The 21,610-nt window shown below is 44.7% G+C and carries 19 protein-coding genes; 8 read left to right on the plus strand and 11 right to left on the minus strand.

What is annotated here, in order from left to right:
* The first annotated feature begins 12 nt into the window (after positions 1-12).
* The 8 genes from rlmB (at position 13) to OQE68_RS15515 (ending at position 6,699) form a co-directional block, all read left to right on the plus strand.
* A complete protein-coding gene (gene rlmB, locus OQE68_RS15480) occupies positions 13-774 on the plus strand; it encodes a 23S rRNA (guanosine(2251)-2'-O)-methyltransferase RlmB (RefSeq protein ID WP_180568718.1) in 762 nt (253 codons plus the stop codon).
* 5 nt (positions 775-779) lie between these two features.
* A complete protein-coding gene (locus OQE68_RS15485) occupies positions 780-1,745 on the plus strand; it encodes a D-2-hydroxyacid dehydrogenase (RefSeq protein WP_180568717.1) in 966 nt (321 codons plus the stop codon).
* 259 nt (positions 1,746-2,004) lie between these two features.
* The gene (gene rpsF, locus OQE68_RS15490; RefSeq protein ID WP_180568716.1) at positions 2,005-2,394 is read left to right on the plus strand and encodes a 30S ribosomal protein S6; all 390 of its coding nucleotides are present in this window, start codon (positions 2,005-2,007) and stop codon (positions 2,392-2,394) included.
* Between the two features lie 41 nt (positions 2,395-2,435).
* Entirely contained in the window at positions 2,436-2,660 is a 225-nt protein-coding gene (gene rpsR, locus OQE68_RS15495; RefSeq protein WP_180568715.1) for a 30S ribosomal protein S18, read from the plus strand.
* 40 nt (positions 2,661-2,700) lie between these two features.
* Positions 2,701-3,588, plus strand: coding sequence for a hypothetical protein (locus OQE68_RS15500; protein ID WP_180568714.1), 888 nt, complete (start codon positions 2,701-2,703; stop codon positions 3,586-3,588).
* A gap of 30 nt (positions 3,589-3,618) precedes the next feature.
* Positions 3,619-4,065: a 50S ribosomal protein L9 gene (rplI, locus tag OQE68_RS15505; protein WP_180568713.1), complete on the plus strand. Its 447-nt coding sequence runs from the start codon at positions 3,619-3,621 to the stop codon at positions 4,063-4,065.
* 189 nt (positions 4,066-4,254) lie between these two features.
* The gene (gene dnaB, locus OQE68_RS15510; protein ID WP_180568712.1) at positions 4,255-5,649 is read left to right on the plus strand and encodes a replicative DNA helicase; all 1,395 of its coding nucleotides are present in this window, start codon (positions 4,255-4,257) and stop codon (positions 5,647-5,649) included.
* Between the two features lie 147 nt (positions 5,650-5,796).
* A complete protein-coding gene (locus tag OQE68_RS15515) occupies positions 5,797-6,699 on the plus strand; it encodes a hypothetical protein (protein WP_180568711.1) in 903 nt (300 codons plus the stop codon).
* A 12-nt stretch (positions 6,700-6,711) separates the two neighbouring features.
* Here the strand turns inward: OQE68_RS15515 and OQE68_RS15520 are convergent, their stop codons facing one another.
* From OQE68_RS15520 to dsbD, 11 genes are all read right to left on the minus strand, one after another.
* Positions 6,712-9,531 (minus strand): hybrid sensor histidine kinase/response regulator, encoded by a 2,820-nt coding sequence (locus tag OQE68_RS15520; RefSeq protein ID WP_180568710.1) that lies wholly within the window; start codon positions 9,529-9,531, stop codon positions 6,712-6,714.
* Positions 9,532-9,681: 150 nt separating this feature from the next.
* Complete coding sequence (gene purD / locus OQE68_RS15525) at positions 9,682-10,968, minus strand: phosphoribosylamine--glycine ligase (protein WP_180568709.1); 1,287 nt, start codon at positions 10,966-10,968, stop codon at positions 9,682-9,684.
* Positions 10,969-10,982: 14 nt separating this feature from the next.
* On the minus strand, positions 10,983-12,560 hold the full coding sequence (purH, locus tag OQE68_RS15530) for a bifunctional phosphoribosylaminoimidazolecarboxamide formyltransferase/IMP cyclohydrolase (RefSeq protein WP_180568708.1): 1,578 nt from the start codon (positions 12,558-12,560) through the stop codon (positions 10,983-10,985).
* Between the two features lie 80 nt (positions 12,561-12,640).
* Positions 12,641-12,961 (minus strand): DNA-binding transcriptional regulator Fis, encoded by a 321-nt coding sequence (gene fis / locus OQE68_RS15535; RefSeq protein WP_180568707.1) that lies wholly within the window; start codon positions 12,959-12,961, stop codon positions 12,641-12,643.
* Positions 12,958-13,947 (minus strand): tRNA dihydrouridine synthase DusB, encoded by a 990-nt coding sequence (gene dusB, locus OQE68_RS15540; RefSeq protein ID WP_180568706.1) that lies wholly within the window; start codon positions 13,945-13,947, stop codon positions 12,958-12,960. The genes fis and dusB overlap by 4 nt, the downstream gene beginning before the upstream one ends.
* A 390-nt stretch (positions 13,948-14,337) precedes the next feature.
* Entirely contained in the window at positions 14,338-15,621 is a 1,284-nt protein-coding gene (locus OQE68_RS15545) for a DUF3426 domain-containing protein (RefSeq protein WP_180568705.1), read from the minus strand.
* A 283-nt stretch (positions 15,622-15,904) separates the two neighbouring features.
* Entirely contained in the window at positions 15,905-16,816 is a 912-nt protein-coding gene (gene prmA, locus OQE68_RS15550) for a 50S ribosomal protein L11 methyltransferase (RefSeq protein WP_434801428.1), read from the minus strand.
* Between the two features lie 43 nt (positions 16,817-16,859).
* The gene (gene accC / locus OQE68_RS15555; protein ID WP_180568704.1) at positions 16,860-18,200 is read right to left on the minus strand and encodes an acetyl-CoA carboxylase biotin carboxylase subunit; all 1,341 of its coding nucleotides are present in this window, start codon (positions 18,198-18,200) and stop codon (positions 16,860-16,862) included.
* A 29-nt stretch (positions 18,201-18,229) separates the two neighbouring features.
* Positions 18,230-18,694 (minus strand): acetyl-CoA carboxylase biotin carboxyl carrier protein, encoded by a 465-nt coding sequence (accB, locus tag OQE68_RS15560; RefSeq protein WP_180568703.1) that lies wholly within the window; start codon positions 18,692-18,694, stop codon positions 18,230-18,232.
* A 152-nt stretch (positions 18,695-18,846) separates the two neighbouring features.
* A complete protein-coding gene (gene aroQ, locus OQE68_RS15565) occupies positions 18,847-19,287 on the minus strand; it encodes a type II 3-dehydroquinate dehydratase (RefSeq protein WP_180568702.1) in 441 nt (146 codons plus the stop codon).
* 308 nt (positions 19,288-19,595) lie between these two features.
* Positions 19,596-21,461, minus strand: coding sequence for a protein-disulfide reductase DsbD (gene dsbD, locus OQE68_RS15570; RefSeq protein ID WP_180568701.1), 1,866 nt, complete (start codon positions 21,459-21,461; stop codon positions 19,596-19,598).
* Positions 21,462-21,610 lie beyond the last annotated feature (149 nt).

Here is a 21,610-nt window from a genome sequence, read left to right on the forward strand (position 1 = left end):
GATAGTAAACATATGTCAAAACCAGATTGGGTTATAGGGGTGCATGCGGTTCAAGCATTATTAGAACAGCACCCTGAGCAAGTGATTGAGTTAAATATTCAGCAAGTGAAAAAATTACCAGACCGCCTGGTTAAATTGACGGAGTTGGCTCATCAGTATGGCGTGCGAGTCAGTTATCCTGATAAGGCATTTTTTAGAGATATTGCTGGAGTGCACCAAGGTGTGTTGGCAAAAGTTAAACCGATTACTGCAGCAGGTGAAAAAGAGCTTGCAGGCTTTTTACAAGGTTTAAACCATGCTCCCTTGTTATTAATTCTTGATGGAGTGACCGACCCACATAATTTAGGTGCCTGTTTACGAACAGCTGATGCTGCAGGGGTTGATGCGGTGATTATCCCCAAAGATAAATCGGCTGGACTAAATACGACGGTAAGAAAAGTGGCCTGTGGTGCGGCAGAAACCATGCCATTATTTTCTGTGACTAATCTGGCGCGTACACTTAAGCTGGTCCAAGAGTTAGGTATTTGGATTGTAGGCACCGCTGGAGAGTCAGAGCAAACGGTTTATGATGTTGAGTTGAGCGGCGCTATTGCCCTGGTAATGGGTGCTGAAGGAAAGGGGATGCGTCGCCTTACCAGAGAGTATTGTGATTATTTAGTTAATATTCCGATGGCAGGTACAGTTTCCAGTTTAAATGTATCTGTTGCCACCGGAGTATGTTTATTTGAAGCAGTTAGGCAGCGTCGATTGAAGCAAAAATCAAGTATGGAGTAGCTTTTATGAAAGGGATTATTCTTGATGTGGCCTCATTAGCTCCGGATGATCTCGACTTACAGCCTATTACACGACAGCTGAAAGAGTGGCAGAGTTATGATCAAACAACAGCCCTGCAGTTAAATGCAAGGTTAGCTGGTGCGGAAATAGTATTAACCAACAAAGTGGCTATGACTGAGCCAGTTTTAAGTGAAAACCCGCAGATTAAATATATTGGTGTATTAGCAACAGGCACAAATAATATTGATTTAGCTGCAGCCAAGTCTCGCCAGATAGTGGTGAGTAATGTTCGAGGGTATGGTACTCATAGTGTTGCTCAGCACACTTTAGCCTTAATTCTTAACCTGGCTACCCGTCAGCCAGATTACTTAGCAGCTGTTAAGCAAGGTCAGTGGCAGCAAAGTGAACATTTTTGTCTATTAAATCAGCCTATTCTAGAGCTAGCTGGAAAAACTTGTCTTATTATTGGCTTGGGTGAGCTGGGGCAGGCTGTGGCAAAACTGGTTAAAGCGCTGGGAATGAAGGTTATTGCAGCTACCTTTGAAGGCCATCAAAGCCAGTTGGTTGAAGGAGTTGAGCGTTTGCCTTTTGAAACTGCATTGCCACAAGCCGATGTTATTTCCTTGCACTGTCCTTTGTCTGAGCAAACAGAGCATTTATTTAACCGCCATACTTTGCGTTTGGTTAAGCCGGGTGCATTATTAATTAATACTGCGCGAGGCGGATTACTTGAAGAGCAGGCGCTGGTAGATGCCTTGAAAGCAGGATGGTTGGGTGGTGCTGCACTGGATGTGGTGAGTGAAGAGCCTCCCCCTGTTGATCATCCATTATTCCAGCCCAATATTCCGAACCTTTATATTACTCCTCACAACGCTTGGGGAACTCAAGCGGCAAGACAGACCCTGGTGAATATGGCTGCTGCAAACCTGGCTGCTTTTTTATCAAGAAAGCCTATTAATCAAGTCTGTTAAATGATCAAGATTGTAAATTCAAGCTAAGCTTGTAGGTGCTTGCAAGTTTGACCCGGCTTCACTAGAATGCGCGGTTCACTTAGAGGTACCCTTAAGCCAGGAATTAATTTAATTGACTTTCTGGCTAGCCAATGAAGTTGTCTTAAAGCACTGTTAGACAGTGCGGCAAAACAACTCTCTTAGCTCCTTGCCTTACTGCAGTTAATAGCAATAGTGCTGTTAGCTTGAGCAGAAGGCTATTAATCCGAAAGGAGATGCTATGCGTCATTATGAAATTGTATTTCTCGTTCACCCTGATCAAAGTGAACAAGTTGGCGCCATGGTCGATCGCTATACCAAGCTGATTGAGCAGGGTGAAGGTAAGATCCATCGTTTAGAAGATTGGGGGCGTCGCCAGCTTGCTTACCCAATTCAGAAAGTTCATAAAGCACACTATGTGATGATGAACGTTGAGTGTGGCAATGAAACATTAGATGAATTGCAAAACTCTTTCCGTTTCAACGATGCAGTTATTCGCCATATGGTGGTTCGTCGTAACGAAGCTATCACTGAGCCTTCAATAATCATGAAGCCAGAAGATACTCGTGAGCAGCGTCGTGATGATCAAGCTAAAGCTGACGTTGAAGAAGCTGATCACGCGGAAGATTAATTCATTTGGTTTTTTCCTAACATTTAATAGGAGACGTTGCTATGGCACGTTTTTTTCGTCGCAGAAAGTTTTGCCGCTTTACCGCTGAAGGCGTAAAGGAAATCGATTACAAAGATACCAATACCCTGAAAGCCTATGTTTCTGAAACTGGTAAGATCGTCCCAAGCCGGATTACAGGCACTAAAGCGAAGTATCAACGCCAGTTGGCAGCAGCTGTCAAGCGTGCGCGTTATATCGCATTACTGCCTTACACTGATCGTCACTAAGTAGTGGTCGGCGACAGTTGTTGAATATAAAGGGAATATAATGCGAGGCTTGGCTGAACTTATTATGCGTAGCCCTAAGCATGCAGCGGGAGTAGCCGCTGTAGCTGCGATGGTGCCTTTTGCATATTGGTTAAGCGCTGCTACGGTAGCCCTAGTCATTTTACGGCGAGGCTGGCAGGCTGGCAGTATGGTGTTAGCCTGGGGGTTGGTGCCAGCAATAGGACTGGTAGTCTTTCAGCATGATATTAGCCCAGTAATGACTATTTTGGGCGCGAGTGCTTTAGCCCTGGTATTAAGAAAATCAATGTCCTGGCAAGTGGCTTTGCTAACCAGTATTTTTGTTGGTTTAGCCATGATGCTAGCACTGTTGATGTTTCAGCCGGATGTCTTAAAGGCCGTGGCTGAACAGCTTCATCAGGCGTTAACTCAGGCGGGTTTTTATCAGCAGCTCTCAAGTGAGCCTGGCGGTGAAAAAGTTGTTGGCTATATTAAAGAGTTTTTATTACCAGCATCAGCCGGCTCGAAAGCTAGCAGGTGTTTATTATTGTCAGTGGTAGCACTGATGCTAGCTCGATGGTGGCAATCAGTACTTTATGTACCTGGTGGGTTTCATAAAGAGCTGTTTAGTCTACGTTTTCCTCCTAGGGTAGCAGTAACAATATTGATATTGTTCTTTTTAGGGGTAAATGTAGGGGTTGGTTTTGCAGCTACACTACCAATCGTATTAACACCACTATTTTTTGCTGGTCTAGCTATGTGCCACTCAATTATTGTGACTAAAGGCAATAATGCACTAGGCTTAGCAACATTTTATGCAGTGCAAGTCTTACTCGCCCCAATTATGTTCTTTTTGACGGTTTTAGTTGCCCTCTTAGATAGCTTTATTGACTTTCGTGGTCGGCTGATTAAGCCAGCAGGCTCAGGCTAGCTAAGTGGGAAAAATCTTGAGGTAAGCAAGATGGAAGTGATTTTGTTAGAAAAAATTGCCAACCTTGGCAATTTGGGAGACAAGGTTTCAGTAAAGCCAGGTTATGGCCGTAACTTTCTGATTCCTTTTAATAAGGCTGTTCCTGCTACTAAATCTAATGTGGCTGAGTTTGAAGCTCGTCGTGCTGAGCTGGAAAAAGCTGCTGCAGAAAACTTAGCAGCTGCGCAAAAACGCGCAGAAGTTATTGGTGAGCTTGAGCTTACTTTAACTGCTAAAGCAGGTGATGAAGGTAAACTGTTTGGATCTATTGGTACTCGTGACTTGGCTGAAGCAATTTCTGCTGCCGGTGTTGAAGTCAGTAAGAGTGAGATTCGTTTGCCTGAAGGGCCTCTGCGTCACATAGGTGAGTTTGATGTAAATATTCATCTGCACACTGACGTTGATGCAACCCTGAAAGTGACTGTAGAAGCTGAATAATTAAATTATTTATTCGGTATGTAAAAAGCACTCGCATTGTTTGCAATTGCGGGTGCTTTTTATTCTGTGTTATAAGCATTTTTCTATAACTCAATCTAACTATACTGCTTATAGTGTATGAGTAAATTGTAAGTAGTGTGTAGACTGAAGATCTGTATTGAATACCTAGCCGAGCAGGTAATGTAGGCAATGGATCAAGGCCCCACTTTAGCAACTGAACAAGCCGAGCAGACAGCCCTTTCATTAAGAGAAGCCCCTCAGTCTATGGAGGCTGAACAGTCTGTCATTGGTGGTTTGCTATTAGATAATAATGCTTGGGATTTAGTATCTGATCGAATTACCTCCGCTGATTTTTATCACCGTCCACACCGAGATATTTTTCGAATTATTGCCAGCTCTGTAGCCGCTGGAAAACCCTTTGATCCTCTGACTATTGTTGAAGAGCTAACCCAGCTTGATCAGCTGGAAGGAAGTGGTGGCTTAGCTTATTTAACCGATCTGGCACAAAATACGCCCAGTACAGCAAATATTCGTGCTTATGCTGATATTGTGTATGAAAGGTCAATCTTGCGGCGGCTGATCAAAGTAAGCCAGGGGATTGCTGATCGAGCTTATAATCCTAGCGGACGCTCCAGCAGTGAAATTCTTGATGAAGCTGAGCGTGAGGTTTTTCAAATTGCTGAAGATAGGCCCAAAGATGGTGGGCCGGTTGGTGTAAAAGAGCTGCTTAACAAAGCCATCGATAGAATTGATGAGCTATTCAATGCTGGTGATAGCTTAACGGGCATTACCACGGGCTTTAATGACCTTGATGATATGACAGCAGGGTTGCAGCCATCGGATATGGTGATCGTGGCAGGTCGACCATCGATGGGGAAGACAACGTTTGCCATGAACCTGGTAGAAAATGCGCTACTCAACTCTGATAAAGCTGTGTTGGTCTTTAGCTTGGAGATGCCTGCAGAACAGTTGATGATGCGGATGCTATCGTCGCTTGGGAGAATAGACCAGACCAAGGTTCGGACAGGTAAGCTGGAAGAAGATGATTGGCCGAAGCTGGCGGCAGCGGTCAATATGATCAATGAGAAGAAACTGTTTGTAGATGATACTGCTGGTATCAGCCCGACTGAAATGCGTTCAAGAGCGCGACGAATTGTTCGAGAGCATGGAGATATAGGTTTAATCATGGTGGACTACTTGCAGTTAATGCAAGTGCCTGGTAATAACGAAGGCCGAACCAATGAAATATCGGAAATCTCGCGCTCCCTAAAAGCATTGGCAAAAGAGTTTAATACCCCAGTTGTTGCGCTTTCCCAGCTGAACCGGAGTCTTGAGCAGCGGCCTAATAAACGTCCAGTAAACTCTGACTTGCGGGAATCTGGGGCGATTGAGCAGGATGCTGACGTAATCATGTTTGTTTACCGAGATGAGGTTTACAACCCTGACACTGAACAGAAAGGGGTCGCTGAAATCATTATTGGTAAGCAGCGGAATGGTCCTATTGGAGCAGTTAAGTTAGCTTTTATTGGTAAGTACACCCGGTTTGAAAATTTAGCCCCAGGTTCCTATGAGGGTTTTGAATAGATAGACATGGCTTTAACCTCAGCCTCTAGCAGCTGAAATAAGCTTTAGCTCTGACGGTTATTAGTAAACCATCTAACCACTAGTAAAATAAGCTGACTAGATATGCTATAACAGGGATATCAGCCAAGGTTAATGGTGGTTCAGACGATGGAAGTGAGTCATACTTTAGCGGTTGCATCTAATAGAGTGGCACAGCGTCCTGAGCTAAATCAGGAGCAACAACAACGAGAAGCTAGAGCCCAGCAACCTGTAGGTGTAGAAGTACAGATCAGTCGTGAGGCGCGAAATACCCTCGCTTCCCAGGCCAGTTTAGCGACTCAACCACTAACCCTCTCAGAGCCACCCCCAAGCGCACAAACGAGTGCGATTGAGTCACGGCCTGTCACCATTAGCCTGAATAATGAACCCCAAGCTCGTGTAGCTGAAAATGAGATCAGTTCTCTGCCCAATGTTGCAGGCGCAAGGGAGACTACGCAAACCTCTGTACAAACCCAACAAGAAATTACACAAACAGTGCAACAGCCAGCCCAACAAGCAGCTGGTAGCCCACAAAACACAATTGCTGATAACAATACCCCCACAAATCAACCAGCGGTTACCAATGGAGGTGCTCAATCGGCAGTGGTAAGTCAATCTCAAGCACCTTTAAATCAACCTGCTAATAATGAACTTACCAATGAAGTGGTATTAGCCATTGATATTCGGGAAGTTATTCCAGATGCCGATGAGGAAAGTGAACAAGTAGTTAATCAAAATCAGCAAGGCCAAGTAGATACGGCTGATCAAACCATTAATGTGAGTGCTGATGCAGAAAATGACATAACTGTTGTCAGTGAAGCAAATGCTCAAGCAGGGGGGGTAACAATTCCTAACCCAAATCTTAACCCTCCTGCTAATGAAGTGGCTGCAGAGCAGCCTAGTAATGCTCCTGCAATAGCTACCACAGCAGAAGAACCTGCAGCTGCTGTTACTGCTGCAGCGATTGATCAATTCCGGCAAGTAGCCTTAAATGATCAAGAGCGGCAGATTATTGAGTCATTTGATGTGTGATATGGAGAGAGGTTAGCTTTCGGCTACGGGCTCGGCTGCTGTAGGTAGTGCCCATATTTGTAGTACTTCATGAAGTGCTGCCAGCTCAAGGGGTTTGGTTAACTGTCCATTCATACCTACCGCTGCAATTCGTTGCTTTTGATCCTGTATTCCATGGGCACTGAGTGCAATAATGGGAGTAGGGGATAGGTGTTGCTGTTGCTCCCATTGGCGAATCCGCTCAGTAGCCTCAAAACCATCCATAATAGGCATTTCACAGTCCATAAAAATAATTTGAAAGCGCTTATTTTTAAATACTTCAACTGCTTCGTTACCATTAGCTGCTATCACTGGAGTTACATTCAGTTTGGCAAGCATACCTTTGATGACTTTTGCGCTGGTGGGGTTATCCTCAACCACCAGCACTTTTAAGTTTTGTGGCAGTTCTTGTTGGGTTAAAAAGTCTTTTGCCATTGTGCTAGATTGAGGCTGAAATTTGGCTAATTCTTCTTTCAGAGCGCTCTCTAGGGTGTAGTGAGCAATAGGCTTGGTTAAAATTCGCTTAACGCCAGCATTTCTGGCTTCAACAATGCTGGGCATATGACTGACGCCGGTGAGCATGATTACCAGAACATCATTGCTGATGTTTGGATCTTCTTTGATTTTTGCCGACAGTTGTAGCCCGTTCATAACAGGCATATTTTGATCCAAAATCACTAAATCATAATGTGCTTGTAGGTTTGCTTTAGTCCGTAGTAAAGCCAGTGCTTCTTTGCCATTTTGTGCAGATGTTACATCCATACCTAGGCTTAGGCATTGTTGGGTAAGGACTTTTCTGCAGGTTTCATTATCATCCACAACCAGTACGCGAATACCCTTAAAGTCGAAGTCCTGTTGTGGTTGCTTAGCCTGTTTTACAGGCGTAAGTGGCAGGGTAAACCAAAAGGTGGTGCCTATACCTATTTCACTCTTGATACCAAAGGTACCCCCCATTTTTTGAATTAGTGCTTTGGCGACAATAATACCAATGGCAATATCCGGCTGGCTGCTGCTAAGTAATTCAGTTGTCGTCACTTTTTTAGTTAACAACTGCTGTCTTTCAAATTGGCTCATGCCTTCACTGGTATCTTTAATAACAATGCGTAATTGTTGACCCTGCTCGCTTTGCTCAGCTGTTCCTGCCAGTAATATTTCACCTGCATTCGTTTGCTTGAGTGCATGGTTTAACAACGAAAGCATTATTTGCTGAAGCCGGTTTGGGTCGCTATTAATAACAGCGGGAACATCGGGTTGTAGATAGCTGATCAGCTCAATGCCACGCTGCTCAGCGGTTAGCCTGAACATATTAACACACGCTTCGATTAACCCTGGTAACTCAAAATCAACCTTTTCCAGCTTGAGAGTATCTTGCTCTAAGCGGCTGATATCAAGCATTTGATTTAATTGGTTAAGCAGCTCATTCCCAGCATGGTAAATAGTATTGGCATAGTCCTGTTGTTTTGGGGTAAGGCTGGTATCCATCAGCAATTCACTCATTCCCAGGATACCATTCATTGGGCCGCGTAATTCATGACTAACCTTGCCAAGAAAATCTGCTTGATTCAGCTGATTATTTGGGCGTCTGGTAAGCTGCTCGGCAGCCGCTAGTTTCTCCTTGGCTTGTAAATGAAACTGTAAGCTAAATGCATAAGAAACACCGAATAAAGTTAAGCTGGTAATACTGAGTAATAGCCAGTCAGCTTTATACGGCGCTAGCTGAATAATATTGAGAGTGAGAGCAATATTAATCAAAATTGCTAATGCGCACGGAGACTGAGCGGCTAGCATAAAGCGGGCATATTTATTTCCCTGTTTTAAGTAATACAGGGAGCAACCAAAAATATTCAACACGATAAAACTGGTTAGCCACAAGCTCAGCTCGGTGGGCTGCCAAGCGGGAAACAAGATGCCAAATAGTGTGGCAAGCAGGCACAGGCCGCAAAGCCAGGCAAAATACAGGTCTAATTTGGGGTGGTCGATGCCTATTTGATAGTAGCGACGGTTAAGGTGACTAGCAAAGGCGCAGCCAAGTAACAGAGCGATATCACTGAGTTGTGATTGGGATGCAACAGATAGGGTGCTAAATTGGCTGAATACCCCTTGCCAAGTGCCCTGGAATATCAAAGAGCAGCTAACCAAGGCAAACATATACAAAAAGTTGCGTTCTTTTAAATGAAAAAATGCCAGCAGGTTATATATCGCTACACAACAAAAAAGGCCAAATAATAGCCCACTTAGCCATTGGTTACGATTACTGCTGACAAGGGCCTGGGTGGGTGACTTTAAATGGCTGGCAAAATGAAGAGCCTGCTGGGGCTGGACGCGGAGAAAAATAATCGCTGTTTGGTTTGGGGCTAAGTGTAATGGAATGAGCAAACGGTGGTGGCTGGTCAGTGGGCCATTCGTTTGATGTTGATTACTGGAGGTTACTTTTTTTAGCTGGTTATCTTGCTCAATATAAGCATCAACCCAGTAGAGGTCGGTCCCTACTAAGGTGATAAAAGGTGACTGAGCAGTAGCAGTATTGTTATGAATCGCTGTACGAAGCCAAGTTGCTGATGGGCTTTGCTCAAACTGGAAAAACTTTTGCCGGTAAGGGGCAAATCGATGGGTGTAGCCTTCTGACTTTACCTGGTCGATAGTCAGCTGTGCTTGTTTGTCTTCGTAGGTTTCAAAGTAGTTGGCTAGATCGATTTGGTAATTAGTATTGTTGATAACAACTTCAGCTGTTACAGGTAGGCAAGCCCAGAGTAATATCGCAAGCAGGTATCGGAGCATGTTGTGGCGATTAGCCTTTACTTCAGACCTGTGCACGAGCGATATCCCTTCTAGACTAAATTACCATTATAACGAATGTGAAAAGGTTGTTTAACCTATAGATTTCATAAGCTTATGCTACTTTTTTAGGCTACCACTCAGTTATTATTAGTGACAATATAGACTGGGTGGTAGGTTGCTTGTGTATTATGACTTAGCTTGCTCTCTTGCAATAGCCCTGTGACCAATATCTTTTCGGTAGTAGACATTATTCCAGGAAATTTGCTGGGTTGCCTTATAGGCCGCTTGCTGAGCTTGTTGGACAGTCTTACCTAGCGCAGTAACACAGAGCACCCGACCGCCATTGGTGACAACCTGGTTATCTTGCTGTTTGGTGCCTGCATGAAAAACCTTGGCATCAGTAACGTTGTTTAAACCATTGATTATGTCACCCTTGGCATAGTTCTCTGGATAGCCGCCAGCCGCCATTACTACACCTAGTGCTGCTCGTTGATCCCAGTCACACTTGGTCTGATGCAAGTTGCCTTGAATGGCCGATAGGCAGAGTTCTGCCAGGCTAGATTTTAAGCGCATCATAATTGGCTGCGTTTCTGGGTCACCAAACCGGCAGTTGTACTCCAGCACTTTAGGTGTGCCGTCTTCAGCTATCATTAAGCCAGCATAAAGAAAACCACGGTAGCGATTACCTTCAGCAGCCATACCGCGAACGGTTGGCATAATCACTTCTTCCATGGCACGCTGGTGAATTGCTGGAGTAACGACTGGCGCTGGAGAATAAGCACCCATTCCACCTGTGTTTGGGCCTTTGTCGCCATCATCGCGGGCTTTATGGTCTTGTGAAGTTGCCAGTGGTAAAACCTGTTCACCATCAACTATCACGATAAAACTGGCTTCTTCCCCTTGCAGAAACTCTTCCACAACCACGCGGTGGCCAGCTTCACCAAAGGCATTGCCTGCCAACATATCATCAATAGCAGCAAACGCTTCAGCTTCAGTTTGGGCAATGATAACGCCCTTACCAGCAGCTAAACCATCGGCCTTAATTACAATAGGGGTACCTTTTTCGCGAATATAGGCTTTAGCGGGCTCAATTTCGGTGAAGTTTTGGTATTCCGCAGTGGGGATTTGATGTCTGGCTAAGAAGTCTTTGGTAAAGGCTTTTGAGCCTTCTAGTTGAGCTGCTCCTTTAGAAGGACCAAAACAAGCTAAACCGGCTGCTTCGAAAGCATCGACGATGCCTGCCACTAATGGTGCTTCAGGGCCAACAATGGTTAGACCAATATCATTGGCCTGAGCAAAAGCTAATAGCTTATCAATCGCTAAAACATCAATCGCTACATTGGTAAGCTTTGGCTCCAGTGTGGTACCTGCATTACCGGGGGCAACAAACACTTCAGTGACCTGTTCATCTTGAGCTACTTTCCAGGCCAGGGCATGTTCACGCCCACCACTACCAATAATTAATACTTTCATTCTGTTATCTAACCTTAGTGACGGAAATGACGAACCCCAGTAAACACCATAGCCATGCCAGCTTCATTGGCAGCTTGGATGACTTCCTCATCGCGCATTGAACCGCCAGGCTGAATCACTGCGGTAATTCCGGCAGCTGCGGCTGCATCAATACCATCTCTAAAAGGGAAAAAGGCATCTGATGCCATGACGGAGCCAGCAACGGTTAAATTTTCATCTTTGGCTTTAATACCAGCAATTTTGGCACTGTACACCCGGCTCATTTGTCCTGCGCCCACGCCAATGGTTTGGCCATTCTTGGCATAGACGATTGCATTGGACTTCACAAACTTTGCTACATTCCAGGCAAACTGAAGGTCTGTCAGCTCTTCTTGAGTAGGCTGGCGATCAGTCACAACGTTTAAATCTTCTATGCTGATTTGATGGATGTCGCTACCTTGAACCAATATCCCACCATTTACCCTTTTGTAATCAAGCTGCGGGCTAGGTATCTGTGGTAGCTCACCACACTGAAGCACTCGCACATTTTGCTTTTGGCTAAGGATGTTTAAAGCTGGTTCATCAATGTCAGGGGCGATAATGACTTCAACAAACTGGCGCTCGATAATGGCTTGAGCAGTGAGAGAGTCTAGTGGTCGGTTAAAAGCAATAATGCCACCAAAAGCTGAGGTGGGATCAGTTTGGTAGGCCAGGTTGTAAGCTTGCAGAATATCACTGCTAACGGAAACCCCACAGGGGTTGGCATGCTTAACAATGACACAGGCAGGCTCAGCAAAGGATTTTACGCATTCTAAAGCGGCATCAGTATCAGCTACGTTATTGAAGGAGAGAGCCTTACCTTGTAATTGCTTAGCAGTAGCGACGCTGGCTTCTACTGGGTCTGCTTCCCTATAAAAAGCAGCCTGTTGGTGAGGGTTTTCGCCATAGCGCATATCTTCTACTTTATTGAACTGCAAGTTTAGAGTGCGGGGAAAAGCGGTAGTCTGATCACCTGACAGCAATACTTGTTTGCCTAAGTAGTTGGCAATAGCAGCATCATAACCCGCTGTATGTTCAAAGGCTTTTACTGCCAAGTCGAAGCGAGTGCGGTCACTCAAACCATGGTTATTTTCAGTCAGCTCATTTAATACGGCTGAATAGTCGGTGCTATTAACAACGATAGCGACGTCTTTATAATTCTTCGCTGCTGCACGCACCATGGTTGGGCCGCCAATGTCGATATTTTCAATGGCATCGGCTAGTAAACAGTCTGGCTTTGCAACGGTTTGGGAAAAGGGATAGAGATTGACAACAACTAAATCGATAGCTTGGATGCCGTGCTCAGCCATAATCTGGTCATCCTGACCGCGGCGGCCCAAAATGGCACCATGTACTTTGGGGTGTAAGGTTTTTACTCGGCCATCCATCATTTCAGGGAAGCCTGTGTAGTCAGAAACTTCAACAGCTGGAATCGATTGCTCCTTAAGCAGTTTAAAGGTGCCGCCAGTAGAGAGGATTTCAATACCATGTTGGTGAAGTGCAGAGGCAAACTCTACAATGCCGGTTTTATCAGAAACACTAATTAAAGCGCGTCGAATAGTTGGAGTGTGCATAGCGATATTACAGAGTGGCAGATTTTTTTAAAGTTAAATAAAAAAGGCGGATAAAATCCGCCTTTTGTTTTTTGAACTAATTATAGCAGGCCATACTGCTTTAGCTTTTTCCGAAGCGTGCCTCGGTTTAAGCCAAGAATTTGTGAAGCTTTGGTTTGGTTACCTTTGACATAGCCCATGACTACTTCCAGAAGTGGAGCCTCAACTTCAGAAAGTACCATTTGATAAACGTCAGTTACTGTCTGGCCCTCAAGGTGAGAAAAATAATTGCTAAGAGCTTTTTCTACACTGTCACGTAATGTCTGTGACTCTTGCTCTGGGCTAGTCAAGTGTTGGCGAAGCTCAAGGTTTTCAGTTGCAGAGTGAGCTTGTTCTTGAGAAGTAGTTTCAGATGCAGTCATGCCGCAATGTCCTCTCCGTTAATTAAACGTTCAAAATACTCCTGAACGCAGGCGCGCTGAGCACTTATTGTTTCAAGCTGGTTAAACTGTTTGCGAAAACAGCTACCACCAGGTTGCGCTGCCAAATACCAGCCGACGTGTTTTCGAGCAATACGTATCCCCATATAGTTGCCATAAAACTGATACAGGTGATCCAAATGTGTGAGCAGTATCGCTTTGATTTCACTGAGGCTGGGAGGCGGTAAATGTGAGCCTGTTTGCAGGAAATGGTTAATTTCTTGAAATAGCCAGGGCCGCCCTTGAGCAGCCCGGCCGATCATTACCGCGTCAGCACCGGTGTAATCTAAAACCGCTTTGGCTTGTTCAGGTGATCGTATATCACCGTTGGCAATAACCGGGATATAGATCGATTGTTTGATTGCTGCGATGGTGTCGTATTCTGCCTCGCCTTTATAGCCACAAGCACGAGTTCGGCCATGTACAGCGAGTGCAGCGATACCGCAGTCCTCAGCAATTTTGGCAATGGTTGTACCATTGCGGTTTGCTTGATCCCAACCGGTGCGTATTTTCAGGGTGACCGGTAGGGGGACAGCCTGAACAACCGCTTTTAAAATAGCTTCTACTAATTGTTCGTCTTTCAGTAACGCTGAACCTGCTGCTTTATTACATACTTTTTTAGCAGGACAGCCCATATTAATATCAATGATTTGAGCGCCTCGATCGGCGTTCATAGCTGCTGCTTCAGCCATCATCTTTGGGTCACCACCCGCAATTTGCACCGAGCGAGGCTCAGTTTCCCCTGTATGATCCAGGCGAAGCTGAGATTTTCTGCTGTGCCATAAGCGGGTATCTGACGTTACCATTTCAGATACGACTAGGCCTGCCCCCATGCGTTTGCATAGCTGCCGAAAGGGCCTGTCAGTTACACCTGCCATGGGTGCAAGTACAACAGGTGGCTCAATTGCATAGGGGCCAATTTGAAACACTGTTTGCCTTTAGTACCTGATTAAATTACAAACAAATCGACTCATCAATCAAACATATCAGATACTATTGATTGATTGAATAGCGATTAGGTTTTAGGGTTCGTCTTCACTGATTGGAAGGGGTGGCTATCATACTCTGTTGCTGGCTATGGATAAAGCACCTGAAAGAAAAAATTGTTTGTTTTAAAGTCAGTAATCTTGTGGATATCAGTAGCTAGGTTAAGTAAATGCTGTAAGTTGGCTAGTTTACTGAGATTTGCTCATTAGTCGGCTCATTCTAGTGGTTGCTCTAAAACACACTGCCAAGCCATATTAGTGGGCTATTACTTTAGCTATGCATGAGAAAACGGTGAAAAATCCGCTCAGCCTGCAAGTGGTAAGCGCCTAATGTTAGTTAGGATTTGGAGTAAAGCTGATATTGTAGTTAACAGCGGTCGGGCCTGGGTCTACTACATCAATAGATAGTCTGACTGGTACATTTGAGGGCATCATCGTCAAGCCTGCCGCTTCTCCTGATAAATACTCATCAGGTTCAAATTGTCTGGTAGCAACCAGCTGACCACTTAAGTCTGAAAAACTGAACTCAATAACTGGAAAAGGTTGTTGGAACCTAGCCTTATTAATGATGACAGTATCAATAACTAAAGCGTTTTGGAATTTGGGGTGGCTTCGCACAATCAGCTTGCGGCTGATTACTTTGCCTACATCAACCAGTGGTGGAAGTTGGCAACCAAGTAATTTGCAAGCGGTTGCATAATATGGGCGCCAACGGAGTTTAGTCGCGTATTCATCGAAGTTATACCAAGCGAGTTGGGTGATAATAGCTGCAATGGCTATCAGGTTGACAGATAACCAGCCGAGTTTTCTCAACCAGGCAAACTTGCTGGGGTAAACCAGCTCAATAGGATCTGCTTTAAGGTCTCCTAATAGGTCATCATGGTCATTTGTAGCGGCTATTTCGGGTTGTGGCTGTTTTTTGTCTATGGCTTCTGGTGGTTTAGTAGGTGGCTCAATAGTAGTCGGTTTGGGAGGTGCTACTGCTGTTTCTATATGCTGTTTGTTGGCAATTTTAGGTTCAGCTACTTCAGTAGCTGGTTTGCTGATCTTGATTGCTGGCGCAGCTGTGGGCTGAGGCTTTCTGGTTACCGCAGGTTGAGGTGCAGGAGTATATTTGTGTTCCTGAGTTTTTTTTTGGGTAGAGTGCTGGTTTATAACGTCTGCTTCTCGCTGTTCTTCTTGTTCTAGCTCTTCTAATAGTGCCAGAGCCCAGGACTCATCGGTGTTATTATTGAGTGCATGGTCAGTAGTGGGTTTGCTGGTAGGTGAAGAGCTTGGCTCAGGCTTGTTTTCAATCGCCAGCATTTCATCACTAAGATCAGTATCACCATTTTCATCCATGTCATCATGAATCAACAGGTCGTTGTCGCTGCCCAGTTCGTCATAATCGACTTGTGGTGATGAAGGCTGATGGTTTGATGATGATAGGTTTTCTGGTGAGCTAACAGCGGAGGGCTGTTGGGAGTACTGTTTTTCAGAAACTAAGTAGTTGGTTGCAAGAAATACATGCAGGCAGGAACCACAACGTACAGAGCCGTTGGCGGCATTAAGTTGGCTTTTGGTTAACCTAAAGGAGGTGCCACATTGAGGACAGCGGGTTACCCAGGTTTCTGCCATAGTACGCGTAACTTCCCAGCGACTGAATTGGTGTTATACCCAATGTGGGTGGCTAAGCCCTACACATGGGGTATATCTTAACTAATGATTAGTAATAATAGCCAGTATTGTGTAGGTATTCGCAGTTTTTATGTTCGCTTTATAGACACTACAATTACTAGCGTTGGCTAAAAATATGACCTCATATTTGCAAGGTGTTTCCATTAAGGTTTAAGTTTGTAGTTGCTACTCACAACGGCAAATAGCAGTCAGCAGCAAATAACAGTGATATAACCTGAATAAATTAGTTTTTCACTCCGCAAATGCTTACCCAGTCTTCCCTGATAGTTGGTGGCTCCATTGTGAACCACTGGCTATAGCACGCTATGACAGTTTCAGCTTGCTCTTTGAGGATGCCTGAAAGCAAGATTTTACCACCTGTTTTGGTTAAAGAAGCTAACCGTTCGGCAAGGTTGATTAAAGGCCCTGCTAGGATATTCGCTAGCATAATGTCTATAGGTTGATCAGGTGCTTGTTCAGGTAAGAATGTGTGTAAACGATTAGCTGCTATATTATTGCGCTGACCATTGGCAATCGTTGCTTCTAATGCTTGGGGGTCATTATCAATAGCAGCTACATTGGTAGCCCCAAGAATTAATGCAGCAATACCTAAGATCCCTGAGCCGCAGCCATAGTCAATCACTTGTTGATTAGCTATTTCATTGTTGCCTAGCCACTCTAAACACAGCGCTGTGGTAGGGTGAGTGCCAGTACCAAATGCCAGGCCGGGGTCCAAAATCAAGTTAGCTGCACTAGGATCAGGAGTTTCTCGCCAGCTGGGGCAAACCCAGAGCCTTTTTCCAAATTGGATAGGATGATAGTTGTCCATCCACTCCCGCTCCCAGTCTTTATCCTCAACTATTTCTACTTTGCAATTGGGTAGTGGCAGTGGGCTAAGTTCATTAGCTAAAAATGCCAATACCAAATCCACTTCTGTATTTGCCTCAAACAGGCCAATGACCTGGGTACTGTCCCAAAGTGGGGTTGTACCTAAGGCTGGCTCAAAAACTGGTTGGTCTTGGCCATCTTGTAAAGTAACGGCTTTGGCGCCAATTGCCAGCAGTAAATCTTCCAGTGCTTCGCTTTGGTCGCGGGTTGTATCCAGTTTGACTTGAATCCAGGGCATGAGGGGATAGCTTTTAGCTTGAGTAGTCATTGAGGCGAGCTTAACTAAGCTCGCCTCAATGACTATCTACAGATTACTGAGATAGCTTTTGTTCCAGATAATGAATATTAACCCCACCTTTGGCGAAATTAGCATCTCTTACCAGCTCTGCATGTAGTGGAGCATTAGTACGAATACCATGCACAACCAGCTCATCTAGCGCGTGACGCATTCTAGCCAGGGCAACTTCTCGGGTCTCACCATAGCTAATGACTTTAGCGATGAGCGAGTCGTAATAAGGAGGGACTTTATAACCACTATATAAATGAGAATCGACACGAATTCCAATACCGCCTGGAGCATGGAAGTGTTTAATCTCACCAGGTGATGGCATAAAGGTTTTGGGGTCTTCAGCATTGATTCGACACTCAATGGCATGACCTTTAATAGTGATATCTTCTTGTTTGATACTTAAAGGTTGGCCACTAGCAACCAATAGTTGCTCTTTCACAATGTCGACCCCAGTCACCATTTCAGATACTGGGTGCTCAACCTGAACCCGAGTGTTCATTTCAATGAAGTAGAAATTGCCATCTTCGTATAAAAACTCAAAAGTACCTGCACCACGATAGCCAATTTCAATACAGGCATTTACACAGCGCATAGCAATGTCGTGGCGCGCTTCTTCAGGAATACCTGGGGCTGGTGCTTCTTCAATAACCTTTTGATGGCGACGTTGCAGTGAACAGTCTCGATCACCCAAGTGAATGGCATTACCCTGGCCATCGGCGAGTATTTGAACTTCAACGTGGCGTGGGTTTTCCAGAAATTTTTCCAGATAAACCATTTCATTACCAAAAGCAGCCAAGGCTTCAGATTGGGTAACATTAATTGCACTAAGTAAGTGGGCTTCACTATGAACAACTCGCATACCACGACCACCGCCACCACCAGATGCTTTAACAATAACTGGATAGCCAATATCACGGGCAATGGCAAGAGAGCGCTCTTTGTCACCCGTTAGTGGGCCATTTGAGCCAGGTACGGTGGGAACACCTGCTTTTTGCATAGCTTTAATGGCGGACACTTTGTCACCCATTAAGCGAATCACATCAGGTGATGGGCCAATAAAGGTAAAGCCGCTGTTCTCTACTTGCTCTGCAAAGTCAGCATTTTCAGCTAAAAACCCATAGCCTGGGTGGATAGCGACAGCATCAGTAACTTCTGCTGCGCTAATAAGAGCCGGAATATTTAAGTAGCTTTCAGTGGGGTTGTTTGGACCAATGCAAACGCTTTCATCTGCTAAGCGTACATGCATTAGTGATTCATCCGCTTTAGAGTGGACTGCAACGGTTTTGATGCCAAGCTCTTTGCAGGCTCGTAAAATCCGTAGTGCAATTTCCCCTCGGTTGGCAATGAGTACTTTCTCAAGCATGGTGGGTATCCTGCTACTGTCGAGTCGGTTTAAACGATGGTAAACAGCGGCTGATCAAACTCTACAGGTTGACCGTTTTCCACCAAAATGGCTTCGATTGTGCCTGTTTTGTCAGCTTCGATTTGGTTCATCATTTTCATTGCTTCAACAATACACAAAACATCGCCAGCTTTAACATGTTGGCCAACTTCAGCAAAAGCAGGTGAGCTAGGAGAAGGTGCGCGGTAAAAAGTACCTACCATCGGTGAAGTTACTTGGTGGCCTGTTGGCTTGGCAGCAGGTGTAGACTCTTCTTTTGTTTCCGCTGGAGCTGCTGCCGCAGCAATAGGCGCTGGCGCTGCTGGTGCAGCTATTGCGTATTGAGCAGGAGCAATCATAGGTGAGTTAGCGTGTCGGCTAATACGAACTGACTCCTCACCCTCTTTGATTTCCAGTTCATCAATACCAGACTCTTCTAGTAACTCGATCAGTTTTTTTACTTTTCTAATATCCATAGCGTCATCTCGGATAAATTGAACTTATTGTTGAAGCAAAAACAAAACAGTGACGTACTGATATTTGTTGTGCTTTTACTGGTTTTAAATTTTTGTTTGGTCTTAAGTTTTGCAAAGCGCTAAAAAATGCAGCAGGTGTGCCTCTTTAGCTCTTAGTTTTCTAGCTGTTTGATGGCTGCTTGTAGTGCTAGCTCGTAGCCTTGATTACCCAGCCCGCAAATTACCCCAACAGCAACATCCGAAAAGTAAGAATGATGCCGAAAAGGTTCACGTTGATAGACGTTAGAAAGGTGAACCTCGATAAAAGGAATCTCTACCCCTAATAATGCATCGCGCAGTGCCACGCTCGTATGCGTAAAAGCCGCAGGATTAAAAATAATAAAGTTAACCCCTTCACGCTTTGCGTCATGAATCCGTTCAATTAACTCGTACTCTGCATTACTTTGCAGTGTTTGCAGGTGATGACCATGATCAACGGCCTGAGTGGTCAGGGTCTGGTTGATATCATCTAAAGTAGTTGAACCATAAATAGTTGGTTCCCGAGTGCCTAATAAATTTAAATTAGGCCCGTGCAGCACTAAGATTGTTGCCATAAGTTAAGGCTCTCAGAGTTTGAGCTGTCTCCGCTTGTACTACAAATCATGCCGACTGAGGTCATACTCAACTGCTGCCAGCAGTTACCTTATTAACTGGTTTATGCTGACAGTAACGGGTAATGACAGAGTTAATGATCAAAAATGTAACGGCCGATTGTGCATAAAATGGCAGCCGCTGTCCACTATTTGCATGATTAAAGACTTTGAACGCAAAATCTCTAATATTGTATGCAAGATCGCGTAACTTTATCCATTTTTAGGGCTGAACTGGTAATTATAGAAGCAAATGTTCAAGCTTGCAGGAGTTAGCTGCGATTTAGCGTCGATCTTAAGTGATTTTCCAGGGAGTTAGCGGTTATCTCTCCCTGTACACGAAGATTTGCTAATTCTTCACCGGTTCGGCTGAAGAATAGCAGCGCTGGTGGGCCAAAAATTGAGTATTGTTTGAGCAGCTGTTGTTGGTTTTGATTGAAAGCGGTGATATCAAGCTTGATCAATGAAAATTGGCTAAGAAGAGGTTTCACATTTTCTGCAGGAAATACTTCGCGCTCTATGACTTTGCAGGAAATACACCAGTCGGCATATAAATCAACCATAACAGGTTTTTGCTGATTTTTAGCTTTAGCTAGTGCCTGCTGTAACTCCTGGGTTGTGTAAATTTTAGTGAAGCCCTGGTTGTTGTTGGTAGGGCTTGCGCTCACCTTGCTGGCAAAAGATAGGGGGCGAAGTGGGTCTTGCTGGCCTTGAGCGGCACCAATAATTAAGCAAACCCCATAAATCATCATGACAATACCCAGAGACTGCCATAAAGCAGACCAGCCTTTGGTTCTTTCAAACTGAAGTGCCCCCATATACACAGCACTGCCAATTAATAATGCAGCCCAAAGCACTAGGGTAACAGGGCCTGGCAGTATCCTTTCCAGCATCCACACGGCAACTGCTAGTAGCATAACGCCAAATACATTTTTCACAGCGTTCATCCAGGCGCCTGCTTTAGGTAGTAAGCTGCCTGCACCTGCGCCAATTAAGATCAGTGGGATACCCATCCCAATACTCAAGCTAAACAGTGCAACACCTCCAATCAGTGGATCACCCGTTTGGCTGATATAAGTTAATGCAGCTATTAAAGGGGCTGAGACACAAGGGGAAACCATAACAGCTGATAACATCCCCATAATAAACACACCAGTAAAAGCCCCTGCTTTTTGCTGTTCACTCATAGCGTGTACTTTTGCCTGTAAAAACTGCGGCAAGCTTAAGGTGTAGAGACCAAACATGCTAAGTGAAAGCAGTGCAAAAAAGATTGCAAATGGCACCAATACCCATGCAGATTGCAGTTTGGCTGGCAGATTGAAGCTAATCCCTAACATGCCCACTAATACGCCAAGTAATGTATAGACTAGGCTCATTCCTGCTACATAAGTAATACTTAGCCACAGACTTCGGCTTTGAGAGCTAGACTGCTGTTGCTGGCCAATAATCAAGCTGGAAAGAATAGGCACCATGGGTAGTACACAAGGGGTAAAGCTTAGGGCAATACCTCCAGCAATAAACGAGAAAACAATCAGAGCCCAGCTGCCGGATGAAAGCAGAGAGAAAAGTTGTGACTCTTCTGAGGGAGGCGCTGCAGTAACTTGTCTGGAAGATTTATTAGTCGATAGGGGGTCATTGGTTGTCGCTGAGGTTTCTGTTGATGTTGTGTTCTCTGGTGTTAAAGCTAAGTTAATGGTATGTGGAGGGTAGCATAAACCAGCATCTGCACAGCCTTGAAAAGTGACAGCGACTTCAACAATATCCTTGGTTTGGCTGAGGGGAATTTTTACTACGACATCTGTTGGATAAACTTCCAGGTCTTTTTGGGCAAATTGGTCGAATTTAAGCTCACCTTTAGGGTAGATCGGCTCTTTTAGGCTTACCCCTTCAGAGAGTGACTGGAAGCGGAAACGGTCTTTGTAAAGGTAGTGCTGGGGAGTAACTTTAACAGTAATGTGGGCCTCTTGGTTAACCAGTTGACCACTTACCTGGAAGGCCTCTTCAACAGGTAAGAACTCCGCGTCACCAAGATAATTGGCTGGGTTATCATTACTTCCGAATAAATCATCAAGTCCGGCTTGTAAATTAACTGAAAAGAAGCAGAAAAAGATAAGACAAAAATGGGAAAGCCGATACATATCCAGGTTCTTCCAGTAGTTTTTATGGGCTGATGATTTAACGACGTTTGACTAAGTTTTTATGTTGTGGTTCCAGTTCAGGTATTTATGAGTACACTGCTCAAAAGCGCTACCTTCTATTATTTATCAGAGCGGCTAGCCAAAGAAAA

This window comes from Spartinivicinus marinus, assembly GCF_026309355.1.
GTDB lineage: Bacteria > Pseudomonadota > Gammaproteobacteria > Pseudomonadales > Zooshikellaceae > Spartinivicinus > Spartinivicinus marinus.